Source organism: Pantoea sp. Mb-10 (assembly GCF_021272205.1).
Classification (GTDB): domain Bacteria; phylum Pseudomonadota; class Gammaproteobacteria; order Enterobacterales; family Enterobacteriaceae; genus Pantoea.
On record NZ_JAJSDX010000005.1, the window covers coordinates 22969 to 35809 of the forward strand.

The 12841-nt window shown below is 58.4% G+C and carries 13 protein-coding genes; 5 read left to right on the forward strand and 8 right to left on the reverse strand.

Features of this window, described 5'->3' with window-relative positions; genetic code table 11:
* Positions 1–55: 55 nt before the first annotated feature.
* On the reverse strand, positions 56–790 hold the full coding sequence (locus LU196_RS11515; RefSeq protein ID WP_232757683.1) for a flagellar brake protein: 735 nt from the start codon (positions 788–790) through the stop codon (positions 56–58).
* Positions 791–970: 180 nt separating this feature from the next.
* Here LU196_RS11515 and LU196_RS11520 point away from each other — a divergent pair, with 180 nt between their 5' ends.
* Entirely contained in the window at positions 971–1219 is a 249-nt protein-coding gene (locus LU196_RS11520; protein WP_232757682.1) for a GlsB/YeaQ/YmgE family stress response membrane protein, read from the forward strand.
* Between the two features lie 56 nt (positions 1220–1275).
* On the opposite strand, the gene LU196_RS11525 is transcribed toward LU196_RS11520, so the two are convergent.
* Together LU196_RS11525 and treA are read right to left on the reverse strand one after the other, a co-directional pair.
* The gene (locus LU196_RS11525) at positions 1276–3372 is read right to left on the reverse strand and encodes a TonB-dependent siderophore receptor (RefSeq protein ID WP_232757681.1); all 2097 of its coding nucleotides are present in this window, start codon (positions 3370–3372) and stop codon (positions 1276–1278) included.
* Positions 3373–3584: 212 nt separating this feature from the next.
* Complete coding sequence (gene treA / locus LU196_RS11530) at positions 3585–5264, reverse strand: alpha,alpha-trehalase TreA (protein WP_232757680.1); 1680 nt, start codon at positions 5262–5264, stop codon at positions 3585–3587.
* Between the two features lie 207 nt (positions 5265–5471).
* Between treA and ghrA the strand changes: the two genes are divergently transcribed.
* Together ghrA and LU196_RS11540 are read left to right on the forward strand one after the other, a co-directional pair.
* Positions 5472–6410 carry a glyoxylate/hydroxypyruvate reductase GhrA gene (gene ghrA, locus LU196_RS11535; RefSeq protein ID WP_232757679.1) on the forward strand — a complete coding sequence of 313 codons (939 nt, stop codon included), beginning with the start codon at positions 5472–5474 and terminating at the stop codon, positions 6408–6410.
* A gap of 24 nt (positions 6411–6434) precedes the next feature.
* Positions 6435–7172: a phosphatase gene (locus LU196_RS11540; protein WP_232757678.1), complete on the forward strand. Its 738-nt coding sequence runs from the start codon at positions 6435–6437 to the stop codon at positions 7170–7172.
* A 194-nt stretch (positions 7173–7366) separates the two neighbouring features.
* Here LU196_RS11540 and LU196_RS11545 read toward each other — a convergent pair whose 3' ends face one another.
* The gene (locus tag LU196_RS11545; RefSeq protein ID WP_232757677.1) at positions 7367–7732 is read right to left on the reverse strand and encodes a helix-turn-helix domain-containing protein; all 366 of its coding nucleotides are present in this window, start codon (positions 7730–7732) and stop codon (positions 7367–7369) included.
* Positions 7733–7802: 70 nt separating this feature from the next.
* Positions 7803–8063: a type II toxin-antitoxin system RelE/ParE family toxin gene (locus LU196_RS11550; protein WP_232757676.1), complete on the reverse strand. Its 261-nt coding sequence runs from the start codon at positions 8061–8063 to the stop codon at positions 7803–7805.
* A gap of 368 nt (positions 8064–8431) precedes the next feature.
* On the opposite strand from LU196_RS11550, the gene LU196_RS11555 reads away from it, so the two are divergent.
* The gene (locus LU196_RS11555) at positions 8432–8986 is read left to right on the forward strand and encodes a molecular chaperone (RefSeq protein WP_232757675.1); all 555 of its coding nucleotides are present in this window, start codon (positions 8432–8434) and stop codon (positions 8984–8986) included.
* On the opposite strand, the gene LU196_RS11560 is transcribed toward LU196_RS11555, so the two are convergent.
* Entirely contained in the window at positions 8987–10348 is a 1362-nt protein-coding gene (locus LU196_RS11560; protein WP_232757674.1) for a CoA transferase, read from the reverse strand. It lies immediately after the preceding gene.
* Between the two features lie 46 nt (positions 10349–10394).
* Positions 10395–11186, reverse strand: a complete 792-nt coding sequence (locus LU196_RS11565; protein ID WP_232758237.1) for a DMT family transporter — start codon at positions 11184–11186, stop codon at positions 10395–10397.
* Positions 11187–11371: 185 nt separating this feature from the next.
* Here LU196_RS11565 and LU196_RS11570 point away from each other — a divergent pair, with 185 nt between their 5' ends.
* The gene (locus tag LU196_RS11570; RefSeq protein WP_232757673.1) at positions 11372–12079 is read left to right on the forward strand and encodes a glutamine amidotransferase; all 708 of its coding nucleotides are present in this window, start codon (positions 11372–11374) and stop codon (positions 12077–12079) included.
* Here the strand turns inward: LU196_RS11570 and LU196_RS11575 are convergent.
* Complete coding sequence (locus tag LU196_RS11575; RefSeq protein ID WP_232757672.1) at positions 12067–12630, reverse strand: class I SAM-dependent methyltransferase; 564 nt, start codon at positions 12628–12630, stop codon at positions 12067–12069. The genes LU196_RS11570 and LU196_RS11575 overlap by 13 nt on opposite strands.
* Positions 12631–12841: the final 211 nt, after the last annotated feature.

A 12841-nucleotide genomic window follows, 5' to 3' on the forward strand; every position in this document is an offset into this window, starting at 1 on the left:
GAAGCAAGGAGAAAGCATAGCTTATCGCGACCTGACTGCGACCGCGACGGCGTGATTACTGAAAGCGGGTGGCCTTATCGCGCGCCTGGCGCTCCAGCGCGAAGATTACCTGCTGCAGCTGGCGCTCCTGTACCGGATCGATAGCAATAAAGCGGAAGCTGAGACGCGGCGTCACGCGGGTTTCGTTTTTGCTGGTAATGACGCTGCGTTCGCCAATCTGCAGCAGTTGGGCGGTCACGGCAAAGTGGCCGTATTCGCCCAAATCAACGCGTAAATTATCGAAGCGATCGCCGTTATGCAGATCGTCCGGCAGGGCTTCGTCAACCAGCACGCCGGCGCCACCCACCGATAAGTCCTGCAGGCGGAAGCGCACTGGATTGCCATTCGGCCACTGCGCGTGACAGTAAAACGTTGGCTCGATAGGGACACCGATGCGGAAGAACTCGCGGCGTTGAATCTGCCACAGCAGCTCGGGCAGCGGCGCGGCAAAGGCGGGCAACCCCTCATATTCTGTCTGTTCGAGGTTAGACAGGCTAAATTCGACTTTCGCGCCGTACGTTTCCGCGGTGATGTTGACCTCGCCGCTTTCCAGCGCCAGCTGGTTATCCAGTTGATTACTGCCGAGGTCGAAAATGAGGCGATCTTCGTCGGCAAATAGCATACGGCTGATAAACTGACCGCGCGCAAAGCTGGCCATCAGCGGTGCCTGGATCCGCAGTAAATCTTTCATGACGTTAAGCACGGCCAGCGTGCCGCGTTTTAAATATTGTTCGTTGTCCGCTTCTTTCACGTCCTGCTCCACTTCGGGATGGGTCTAATATGAATACACGCGCTTGAACGATTATCGACGGCGGCGTGTAAAGCTTTAATCGACCTGCGGCACTTTCCAGTGACGTTAATCAGGCAGAGCGAAAATCCCTGACTATACTTACGCGGTGAACACCTTGATAAATAACGTAAGGAGCAGTAAATGGGTATTCTTTCATGGATTATTTTTGGTCTGATCGCCGGTATTATCGCTAAATGGATCATGCCCGGTAAAGATGGCGGCGGATTTATTCTCACCGTGGTACTGGGGATTGTCGGTGCGGTGGTGGGTGGCTGGATCAGTACCCTGTTTGGCTTTGGGAAAGTGGACGGCTTCAACCTCGGCAGCTTTGCCGTCGCGGTAGTCGGTGCCATTGTGGTGCTGTGGATCTACCGTAAAGTGCGCAGCTAGCCAGCGTACAACCCCTTTAGAAAAACCGCAGCTTACGCTGCGGTTTTTTTTCGTTATTAGAAGTCGTAGCCCACGGTCGCCGTGACGGTGCGCTCTGCGCCGCGGTAGCAGTAACCCGTGCCGTAGCAGGCAGCAAGATAATCCTTATCCGTAAGGTTATTCGCCGCAAGCTGCACCCATGCCCCTTTCAGCTGGGGATTCCATGCGCCCAAATCCGCACGGACGCTGACGTCAAACAGCGTGGCAGACGGCAGACGGGTGGTGTTTTCATTGTCTGCCCACTGTTTGCCGATGTAACGCACGCCCGCGCCCGCGCTCAGGCCGTAATCAAACTGATAGCGTCCCCACAGCGATGCCATGCTGTTTGGCGTCACGTAAGGGGTATGGCCGCTGTTGCCGTCCACCGAGTCTTTGAAGCGCACGTGATTCAGCGAATAGCCCGCCAGCACGCTGAGGCGCTGCGTGATCTGGCTCTTGGCTTCGAACTCAATACCCTGCGCATGCACTTTGCCCGACGGGGAATAGCTGCTGTCGATAACATTACGGTTGGCGACGTCTTTCTGCGTCAGGTCGTATAGCGCAACCGAATACATATCGCGCGTGCCCGGCGGCTGGTATTTCACACCCGCTTCATACTGTTCGGCAGTGGTGGGTTTAAGCTGATTGCCGTCGGGATCGGTCAGAGACGCTGGCGTAATCGCCTGGCTCCAGCTCACGTAAGGTGAAATGCCGCTGTCGAACGCATACAGCAGCGCGGCGCGCCCGCTGACGTGATCGTCCTGGCGGCGACGGGTGCCATTGTCGGACACGATGCGATCGTAGCGACCCGAGAGATCCAGGTGCCAGCGGTCAAGCTGCAGCGCATCTTGCAGATAAAGGCCGGTTTGCGCGTAGCGGCGGGTGGATGCGGTCCAGCTAAAGTCCGGCATCGCACCCACCGCTTCTCCCGTCCACGGATTTAGCTGATTGGCGTAGCCGCTCGCATTGCTCAGTTCATTTTTATAGCGGTGATACTCTGCGCCGATCACCAACTGATGCTGCACCGCACCGGTGGCAAAGTCAGCCTGCACGCGGTTGTCCGTGGCCCAGGCGCTAAGCGACGAGCGCTCCCCGGAATAGTAGCGGTTGAGCAGGTCGGAATTGGCCGTATCCCAGCCAAGTTGATAAACCTGATCGAGATCGACGTTGCTGTGGCTGTAGCTGGAGGTGGACGCCACCGACCAGACATCGTTGAAGCGATGTGAGAAGTCGTAGCTGTAAATTTGCTCGTTGCGCTTGAACTGATCCAAGCCGCTGTCGCCTTCGTAGTAGCCCTTGGGCAGCATGCGGCCATTGTGCGCATACAGGCTGCCTTCGGCGGGCACGGAACCGTGATAGCCGCCCGAAGGATCTTTTTGTAAATAGGCACGCAGGTTCAGGCTGGTGTCTTCATCCGGCTGCCACATCAGCTGCGGCGAAATCGCGTACTTTTCCTCGCGCGTGTGCGCGTATTGCGTGTCGCTGTTACGCGTAATACCGGTGAGACGAAATGCCCACTGGTTATTGATGGCGTTGGTGTAATCAAAGGCGGCGCTGTTGGTCGCGTTGGTCCCGGTGGAGAGGCGGAAATGGCCCTCTTCGGCGTACTGCGGGCGTTTACTCACCATGTTGACCAGCCCACCCGGTACGGTTTGACCATAGAGCGAGGACGAAGGGCCTTTGATCACATCCACCCGTTCCAGGAACCAGTTGTCTACCTGCATCACGTTAAAGCTGCCGCCATCGCTCATGACGCGCAGCCCATCAAGGAACGTGTTGTCGACGTCGCCGCCGTGGAAGCCGCGCAGCGAAACCGTATCGTAGCGCGTGGCGGCGCCGCCAAAGTTGGTAAACACGCCCGGCGTATAATTGAGCGCCTCATTGAGATCGCGCGCGCCTTGGTCATCGATTTGCTGACGCGTTATCACCGAAACCGACTGCGGGGTGGTGATCAGCGGACGGTCAATTTTACTCGCGCCGTTGCTTTGGGTCGCCAGATAGCCTTGGGTGGGGGAGGTGGCGGTCTCCTGCGGTTGTGCTGTAACAATCAGCGCATCTTCAGCCGCGCTGACGCCGGGCAGCGACAACGCCAGCGCGCAGCACAGGCCAACGCGATTAAGAGGGAAGGGCAACATCGTTTTTCCTTAATGATGAACACAAACAAACGCAGCCGTCACTCGGCCTGCAGTAAAATGAGAACAAGATTTAGTTTGATAGTGAGAATTATTATCTTTAATGCGGGTGAGTTTCAAGTACTGAACGTATTGGCAAGCGAGGGGGCGAGAAAACAGGGATAAAAAGCGCGGGGTCAACGCCATCTTGACCCCGCAGATGAGACCAACGGACGCTATGGCGCGCGGTTGATCGCAGGCAGATTGGGAATATCGTGCGCGCTGTTACAGGTTTTCTCTTTCGGGCAGTATTTATCCAGCAGTTTCAGCGTGACGCCGTTGGTCCAGCCAAAGCCATCCTGCAGCGGGTATTCGCCACCGCCACCGCCGCCCAGCTGTTTGCCTTCTACCACATATTTTTCCACCAGCTTATGTTCTTTGTCATAAGTGGCCTGCACGTTTTGCAGGAAGCGCTGGCCAATCTGCTGGGCCAGTTTCGGCTGACGGTACTGCTCGAGCCCTTCCACGGCTACCCACTGTAACGGTGCCCAGCCGTTAGGCGCATCCCATTGCTGGCCATTGTTGACGGTGGTTGTCACCAGCCCGCCAGGTTTCAGCAGCTGTTTTTCAACCGCTTGCGCGGTGCGCGCGGCTGGCTTATCCCCGGCAGCTTGAACATAAAGCGGGAAGAGCGCGGCGGCGGTCAGCTGCGGCTGAACCTGCTTTTTCTCCCAGTTATAGTCGGCATACCAGCCCTGTTTTTCATTCCACAGGTAGCGATTGATCGCTGCCTGGCGTTTTTCAGCATCCGCCGCATAGTGTCTGGCCTGATCGGCGTGATTGGCGAGGCCAGAAGCTTTTGCCAGTACCTGCTCCAGATGGAACATCAGGCTGTTGAGATCCACCGGCGCGATCTGCGTGGTACGGATGGAGGCAAGGTTGTGTGCGTCACTGAACCAGCGCGAACTGAAATCCCACCCCGAAGCGGCACCGGCGCGCAGATCGCGATAAACCTGCTGTTTGTTGCGTTCCGGCGCTTTGTTTGCGGTGTTCACGTCATCCAGCCACGACTCGGTGCGGGGGGCGTCGCGGTCGTCCCAGTAGCGGTTAAGCAGCGTGCCGTCCTGCAATTTGACCACGCGCTGCGCGGCGCTGCCGGCGGCAAGCTTATCGCTGCCCGCCATCCAATAGGCGTACTCTTTTTGCAGCTGCGGCAGGTAGCGGCGGTAGACATCGTCTCCGCCGTGGGTCGCCAGCAAGTCCACCATCAAGCTAAAGAAAGGCGGCTGAGAACGGCTCAAATAGTAGCTGCGGTTGCCGTTGGGGATATGGCCATACTTATCCAGTTCGGTGGCGAAGTTGTCCACCATGTCCTGCACGCGATCCCAATGGCCGCTCTCAGCCAGGCCGAGCATGGTGAAATAGCTGTCCCAGTAATAGACCTCGCGGAAGCGGCCCCCCGGCACCACATAGGGTTTGGGCAGCGGCAGTAAAGAATCGTACTGGTTCACCTCGGGGGTAGAGCGCGTCAGCACCGGCCACAGGCCGTTAATGTGCTCGCGCAGGCTTTGTCCGGCAGGCGGCACATAAGTATCTTGCGCTTTCGGCAGGGTAAAGTTGGCGTTGACAAAGCGTTTTAAGTCGAAATTGCGTTGGCCTTTCTGCATCTGCCAGTCGGCTAAGATGGAAGACGGATTGTATTTTGGCACCGCGTCAGCAAAGGTTTTTTGATCCGGGTAAAATTTCGCCTTTTGCACGGCCTCAAACAAGGGGCCCAGGCGCACATCGGGCGGCTGCGGCTGGCTGTTCAACATACGGCTGCTGTCCTCGGCCTGCGCGGCGGTAGCGCCGGTCAGCAGTGCAGCACTGAGCAGGAAAGCGAGACGTGCTGGCGTAAATACGACATTTCTTATCATCGGTTTTTCTCCTTGTCCGAAAAGGTGGTGTGCTAACGCGTTGACCACCCTGACAACTTTAGCTGCTATCGCGCCGCTTATCCGCGCGCGGCCGTGGAAATGTGAAGCGTGCGCACTTAATCACGCGCGAAATTATGATCCTGGGCGGAATTTCGCTTGCCCTGCACCGCAATTTACCTGAGGCTGAAAAGAAAAAAGGAGTGCGGTATGGAGATTATTTGGTATCACCCCTCACAAGATCCTGAAACGTGGCTTAACGGCCTGCGGCAGCGCCTGCCGCAGGCGCAGGTGCGTCAGTGGCAGGTAGGCGATAACGCGCCTGCGGACTATGCGATCGTGCGTTCGCCGCCCGCTGAGATGTTAACGGATCGCACGCTACGCGGCGTCTTCGCCATGGGCGCGGGCGTGGATGAGATCCTACAGCAGCTGCGTGATAATCCGGCGATGCTGCCCGAGACGGTGCCGCTGTTTCGTTTGGAAGACACCGGCATGGCGCGGCAGATGCAAGAGTATGCCACCTGGTGCGTGCTGGGTTGGTACCGCCGCTTTGCCGACTATCGCCAGCAGCAACAGCAGAGTCAATGGCAGCCGCTGACGCCGCCTGCGCGTGAACGCTTCACGATAGGGGTACTCGGCGCCGGGGTGCTGGGCCGCAGCGTGCTGGAGAGTTTGCGCCAGTGGGGATTTCCGCTGCGCAGCTGGAGCCGCTCACCGAAAAACATCGATGGCGTGGAGACGTTTCATGGCCCCGAGCAGCTTTCCGCTTTTTTGTCCGACACGCAGGTGCTGATCGATCTGCTGCCCGCCACGCCGGAAACCACCAATCTGATTGATGCCCCGCTGCTTCATCAACTGCCGCGCGGTGCCTGTTTCCTTAACTTGGCCCGCGGCGCACACGTAGTTGAGGCCGATCTGCTGCGCGCGCTCGACAGCGGACAACTGGCCGCTGCGGCGCTGGATGTTTATCAAACCGAGCCACTGCCTGCCGCGCATCCGCTGTGGTCTCATCCAAACGTCATGATGACGCCGCATACTGCGGCCATCACGCTGCCGGACGAAGCGATGGACTTTATTGCTTCAGCCATTCTGACGCTGGAGCAGGGCAACATGCCGGACGGGTTGGTGGATCGCCAGCGCGGTTATTAATTCACTCGTTGACAGGAGAAGAGGATGTATCCCGTAGATTTGCATATGCACACCGTTGCCAGCACGCACGCTTACAGTACGCTGCATGATTATGTTGCGCAGGCCAAACAGAACGGCCTTAAGCTGTTTGCTATCACCGATCACGGGCCGGACATGGCCGATGCGCCGCACTACTGGCACTTCGTGAATATGCGTATCTGGCCGCGCGTGATCGACGGCGTCGGCGTGCTGCGCGGTATTGAAGCCAATATCAAAAATCAGCAGGGCGAGATTGACTGCAGCGGGCCGATGCTGGACGCGCTGGATCTGATCGTCGCGGGCTTCCATGAGCCGGTCTACGCCCCGCGCGACAAGGCACACCATACCGAGGCGATGATTGCCGCCATGGCGGGCGGAATAGTGCATATCATCAGCCATCCCGGCAACCCGAAATTCCCCGTTGATATCCGCGCGATTGCCGACGCAGCGGCCAAATACAACGTGGCGTTGGAGATCAACAACTCGTCGTTTACCCACTCGCGCCCGGGCAGTGAACCCAACTGCCGCGCGATTGCGGAAGCGGTGCGGGATGCGGGCGGCCTGCTGGCGTTCGGTTCCGACTCGCACACCGCCTTTACGCTGGGCGATTTTCAGCACTGCCTGCGCATCACGCGCGACGTGAATTTCCCCGAAGATCGCATATTAAACGTCACGCCGCGTCGCCTGCTGGATTTCCTCGAGCAGCGCACCGGTAAGCAGATCGCGGAGTTGGCGGCGTTTTAACAGTGGGCACGCTGGATGAAGCGTGCCGATTGCGGCGTCGAGGGATGTGCTCGATGAATAAGTTGGGAGAGGATGACGCTTACTTCATCTGAGAGAATGATGCTGCAAAATGCGTGGGTATTTTTTTGCGTTCAACACGCAAATTAAAAATCTTCCCTATCATAAAAGCCACCGTGAAGGTGGCTTTGTATCTTTTAAAGCACCAGCTGTTCTGGACGGCACTGATAGAGTTTCGCCAGCCGCTCACGCGTTTTCTTCTGTGGCTTACTTTCGACACGCTCCAATTGAGAGATGGCGCTCTGCGTCATCCCTAACTTCTCGGCGACGTCATACTGGCTTAAGCCACGATGGATACGCCAGGCAGCTTGTAGGCTTACATCCTGCTCAATCATGATGTTTACTACGGCTCCAGGTACGGTTTCGTCATCATCTGGGCCACCATCAATCGGTATACTCTCCCATTCGCCCTCAGCGTCTGAAAGAAGCTTTTCATACTCCGCAACAGGCAATACCACAAATTGTGGCTTGCCTGCTTCGTCATAAATGTACTGTTTTGACATAGTTTATCCGGGTGTTTTCGCGTCGCGGTTCATGTCATGGCGCATAATCGGCGGGTTGCCCCGCCTTGTATCAGTAAGTCTTCGATGTTCTGCGCGTCACTTCTTCGATCCTTAGCACTACTGGCTCGCCCTCTATCAATTCAAAGATTATCCTGTAATCACCAACACGTAACCGGTACTGGTTATCGCTATCTTGTAACTTCTTTATGTCTAACATCACAAGTGGGAAGGTGACTAACTGCTTCGTCTTCTCGTTAATGGCTTTCCGGTAGCGGCTATCGATCTTCGCAAGATGCTTCAATGCACGCTTAGACCAAACTACTTCAACCATTATGCCCCCAAATATCAAAGAACATACCCCGCAAGGGGGATTAGATAATCTATATTTTATCTAATCATTGCAAGTGTTTTACTAATTGAAAAGGGGGCTTTTATGATGTGTGGTGTATTACGCTCTCACGCTTAATAGCAGTGAACACAACTGTCGCAATGGCTTATTCAAGCTCATTTCTCTTATCGCCGTTCGCGCTTTGTGGCTACATGCCATCTCGCCTTAGGCCCAACACACCCCCATCACCCGCAAGGTAGCTTTTCCCGCCGATCGCGTGTTAAATGTCACGCCGCTTGCGCTATCGTTTCGGCCCTTGCCGGTCAGATAGTGCAGACATTGCCCACTTTTACCTCAAGGATTTCTGTTGCATGAATGAGTTTTCCATTCTCTGTCGGGTCATTGGCTCGCTGTTCAACCGCCAGCCGCAGGATCCGCTGCTGGTGCCGCTGTTTACGCTGCTGCGCGAAGGCAAACTTAAAGAGCAGTGGCCGCTGGAGCAGGAGGCGTTGCTGCAGCGTCTGCAACAGCACAGCGATCCTCAAACGCTGGCGGCGGACTACAACGCCCTGTTTGTTGGCAGCGATTGCAGCGTGCCGCCGTATGCCTCGCAGTGGCCCAACGGCCCGCAGGAAGCTGAGGTGCGCGCCTTTCTCACCTCACGCGGTATGCCGCTGAGCGATGCGCCTGCCGATCACTTTGGCGTGCTGCTACTGGCGGCGTCGTGGCTGGAAGACCAGTCCAGCGCCGATGAGTCGGCTGCGCAACTGGCGCTCTTCAATGACTACCTGCTGCCGTGGTGCGGTGCGTTTCTGGGCAAAGTGGAGGCGCACGCCACCACCGCCTTTTATCGCACCCTGGCCGAGCTGAGCCGTGAAGCCATTCAGGCGATGTATGACGAGCTTAACGAAGATCAGGCGGACTGATTACCAGCACGCGATGCTGCTGCCGAGTCCAGCGGCTGGCGTCGCGCACACCATCGGCGTGCCGGGCAGATAAGCGGCGGCGCGCAGCCGTTCCGCAATGCCCCAGCGATTGACCTCCAGCGCACTCAACGTATCCTGCGGCCGGGGCATAATGCCGTTTTGCACCCCTTGCGGTGCGGCCCCGGCGGTTTGCAGCAGCCGTGCCGTGCGCGCGAGCGAAAGGTGCGCCTGCCAGCCGACGTGGTGGGTGCGCCGCTGGCGCAATCCTTCCAGCACGGCGGCGGCCATCATGTAGCCGGTGGCGTGATCCAGCCCCTGCACCGGCAGCGGTGTCGGGACCGCGCTGTCGCGCCAAGCCATCCCGCGCTCAGCAATGCCGCAGCCCATCTGCACCAGGCTATCAAAACCGCGTCGATTGCGCCACGGGCCACGCCATCCCCAGGCATTCAAACTCACGTCCACCAATCCTGGCGCCAGCTGACGGCGCGTTTCGGCATCGAAGCCCAGGTTCTCCAGCGCATCCGCGCGATAGCCGTGCACCAGTACGTCACTATGGGCGATCAGCGTGCGCAGCTGCTGGCGTCCATCGTGGGTGTGCAGATCCAGTCGGGCGCAGCGTTTGCCGCAGGTCATCTCTTCTTCCAGCGTCGGCTCCTGCCAGTCAGGCGGGTCGATGCGCAGCACCTGTGCGCCGAGGCTGGCCAAAAAGCGCGTGGCCACGGGCCCGGCGATAATACGCGTCAGATCCAGCACACGCACGCCGCGCAGAGGCCGCGCCGGATGCAGCGGCCAGCCCGGCGTGGGCGCTTCGCCCACGGCCTGCTGGGCAATCAGCGCTTCCCGCTCAACCGCCATCCCTTGCGGATGCGCCAGCCATTCTTGCTCACTGCGCATCACCGCCGCGCAGCCTCCGGCATCGATCACCGCCTGTTCCAGCGCGTCGCCGCGCCACGCGGCTACCGCATCGGCCAGTGCAAGGCGATCGCCCGCGTGGCCCACCGTACGCAGCAGTGCGGCGCGGTGATGCGGTGCATTGGTGTGCAGACGAATCCAGCCATCCCGCGTGGCGTAATCGCCTGCCAGCGCATCCCAGCTTGCTGCTGCGGGTCGGTTGACCGGTTTTACGCTCTGCTGAAACCAGCGCGAGGCCAGACGCACATCGACGCTGACCGGCGCAGCGTTGCCCAATAAATCACTGAGCGCCTGGGCGGCGAGACCGATGCTGGTGGCCGCCAGTTCGCTGACGGCAAAGGCAGAAGAGAGGGTGTCCGTGTGTTCAAACTGAAGGTGAGGCAGGGGATCGGCGCCGCGCAATCCTTGCCAAAGTTGCTGCCACAGGGCGGCAGCGCAGTGCGTATCCATAATGCGTCTCCGAAATAAGCGCGAGACTCAAGCATAGCAGAGCGCGTCAGCGCCGCCGTAACCGGGGGAAACGCGCATGCATGCGTAAACTGCGCACGTTGATCACCGCGATCGCGGTGCCGATGACCACCAGCGACGCGCCCAGCAATTTAAAACTGTTCATGCTGTCACCCAGCACCAGCACCCCCATCAGCACCGCCAGCACCGGCGTCAACAGCGAATAGGGCATGATCAAATTGACGTTGTACTTCTTCAACAGCCAGTACCACAGCGTATAAGCCACAATCGACGAGGCGATGGCGCTGTAGAGAATACCGAACCAGCCACGCCAGCCTGCGTGGCTTAACGCGAAGAACTGCTGTGACTCGGTGAGCCAGGAGGCGGTACCCACGATGGGCACCGCAAGGAAGGAGATCCAACCGGTCAGCGTCAGCGGTTTGATCGGCGGCGACTTTTTCACAATCATATTGCTTATCGCCCAGCCGAATGCGCTGCACAGCAGTATGCACAGCACCCACCACGCGGGAATAGTGGGGCTGCCAGAGAGCACCGCCACGCCGCTGAGGGAAATCGCAATGCCTACCAGCTGAATCAGGCGCAGCTTCTCTTTGAGTACCACCATCGCCAGCAGCATGGCAATTGGGGTGCCGAGCTGGACCACGATCGCACCCGTACCCGCGTCGGTATAGCGCATGCCCACAAACAGCAGGGAGAAGTGCATAAAGCCAAAGGTAAAAGCCAGCGTCAGCAGCTCCAGCAAGCCCCACTTCACCGCCACGTTATTGAACGCCCAGATCGACACCACCATCAAAATTAAAAAAAAATGCCGCAACGCCACAATATCACCCTGCCTTGCCAAAGAAATGTCACGCTCTAATGATGGCACGAAGCGCCACGTTTCTGTGATGGATGCCAGCCTTTTTTTAGCATGCGCAGAGACTTAGTACGCAAAATTTCGCGACAGTGCGCGCAATCGGTGCCAGAGTAATAAAATCCAACCGAGGCTAAAAGGACCGATTTCGCATGACCCATTCCCACGCATTACCCCTTGCGCTGATTCAACTGGACGTGCCGCCGCCGGAGGTGGTGAAGCAGGTGGGCGAGCAGCCCGCGTGGTTTATTGCGGCGCTCAAACTGCAGCCCGCGGACTATGTCATTGTCCGGCCCCATCTTGGCGAGCCGCTGCCCGATTTCGAGCAGATCAGCGGCGCGATCCTGAGCGGCTCGTGGGCGATGGTCACCGATCGGCCTGAATGGAGTGAACGCACGGCAGCATGGATACGCGATGCCGTCGGTGCGTCATTGCCGCTGTTGGGCGTCTGCTACGGACATCAGTTGATGGCGCATGCGCTAGGCGGTGAAGTGGGCGATAACCCGCACGGTTGGGAAGGGGGATTGAAAACAGTGACGCAAAACGTGCATGACGACCCTTGGCTGACGCAGCTCCCTGCGACGTTCCCGGCGTGGCTGTCGCATCGCCAGTCGGTGCTTATCCCGCCGCCGCACGCAAAGGTACTGGCGCACTCAGCGCAGGAAAGCTGCCAGATTATTCGCTACGCGCCGCAGGCGATATCCCTGCAGTTCCATCCGGAATTTACCCACGCCATCGTCTGTGCCTGCCAGTCTGACGAGCAGGAGAAACCCGTCGATATGCCCGGTAAAGATTGGCCGCGTGAACTGCTCGAGCGCTTTTGGCAGCAAACGCGGGCGCGCTGCGATCAGGGCAAATAGTGGCGGGTGCAGCGGTACACCCACGCTGGCGGTACATTTTTTAGTACCCGCTGACGCTGCCAGGTAAAGTAGCGCGACAGCAACGGCTGCGTCAGCGACGTGTATTGAAACTGCACAAACACACCCTGCGGACTCAATGCATCATGCACGGCGTGCAGAATCGCCTCGCGCGTCTCCGGCGGCAGTGACAGCAGCGGCAAGCCTGAGAACACGGCATCGTAGTGCCCTGACAGGTATTCCGCTGAACAGGCGCGGATCTGCATGCGCGGATCGTGCAGCGCCTGCAGGTTCGTTACCAGCTCGGGACAAATCTCAAACACCTCTAACTGCGCCTGCGGGGCCATATTTGCCAGCAGGTGACGCGTGAGCACACCGTCGCCGGCACCCAATTCGGCGATGCGCAGACTCTGATCCCAGTCGACGGCGCGGCACATGGTGCGGCAGAGCGCGGCGGAGGAGGGCGTGATGCTGCCCATTTTGCGCGGATTGCGGATGAACTGCTGCACAAAAGTCGCCTTCTCGCGCATTAACGTCAGAGCTGAAGCCAACATCTTTCTCTCCTGATTAGGGTTCTGCTTGATATTGACCGCATATCACGCTCAGGTTCCGCTTTTTCTCGGGATTATGGGAAGAATTAGGAATTTTCTGGAGCGAGGTGCTAAAAGCTCGTCCGCGAGGGCCATGGTGCGCTCCCCGCGTTGCCGCGCTGTCCCGCGCCAGATTTCTTCCGGCGCGGTCACAGTTTCCCGCATGGCGATCTGA

Bases quoted from the DNA above. Each gene is read 5' to 3' on its own strand.
- LU196_RS11570 (WP_232757673.1), top strand. From the start codon at position 11,372: ATGACCCATTCCCACGCATTACCCCTTGCGCTGATTCAACTGGACGTG.
- treA (WP_232757680.1), bottom strand. From the start codon at position 5,264: ATGATAAGAAATGTCGTATTTACGCCAGCACGTCTCGCTTTCCTGCTC.
- ghrA (WP_232757679.1), top strand. From the start codon at position 5,472: ATGGAGATTATTTGGTATCACCCCTCACAAGATCCTGAAACGTGGCTT.
- LU196_RS11560 (WP_232757674.1), bottom strand. From the start codon at position 10,348: ATGGATACGCACTGCGCTGCCGCCCTGTGGCAGCAACTTTGGCAAGGA.
- LU196_RS11520 (WP_232757682.1), top strand. From the start codon at position 971: ATGGGTATTCTTTCATGGATTATTTTTGGTCTGATCGCCGGTATTATC.
- LU196_RS11575 (WP_232757672.1), bottom strand. From the start codon at position 12,630: ATGTTGGCTTCAGCTCTGACGTTAATGCGCGAGAAGGCGACTTTTGTG.
- LU196_RS11525 (WP_232757681.1), bottom strand. From the start codon at position 3,372: ATGTTGCCCTTCCCTCTTAATCGCGTTGGCCTGTGCTGCGCGCTGGCG.
- LU196_RS11555 (WP_232757675.1), top strand. From the start codon at position 8,432: ATGAATGAGTTTTCCATTCTCTGTCGGGTCATTGGCTCGCTGTTCAAC.
- LU196_RS11550 (WP_232757676.1), bottom strand. From the start codon at position 8,063: ATGGTTGAAGTAGTTTGGTCTAAGCGTGCATTGAAGCATCTTGCGAAG.
- LU196_RS11540 (WP_232757678.1), top strand. From the start codon at position 6,435: ATGTATCCCGTAGATTTGCATATGCACACCGTTGCCAGCACGCACGCT.
- LU196_RS11545 (WP_232757677.1), bottom strand. From the start codon at position 7,732: ATGTCAAAACAGTACATTTATGACGAAGCAGGCAAGCCACAATTTGTG.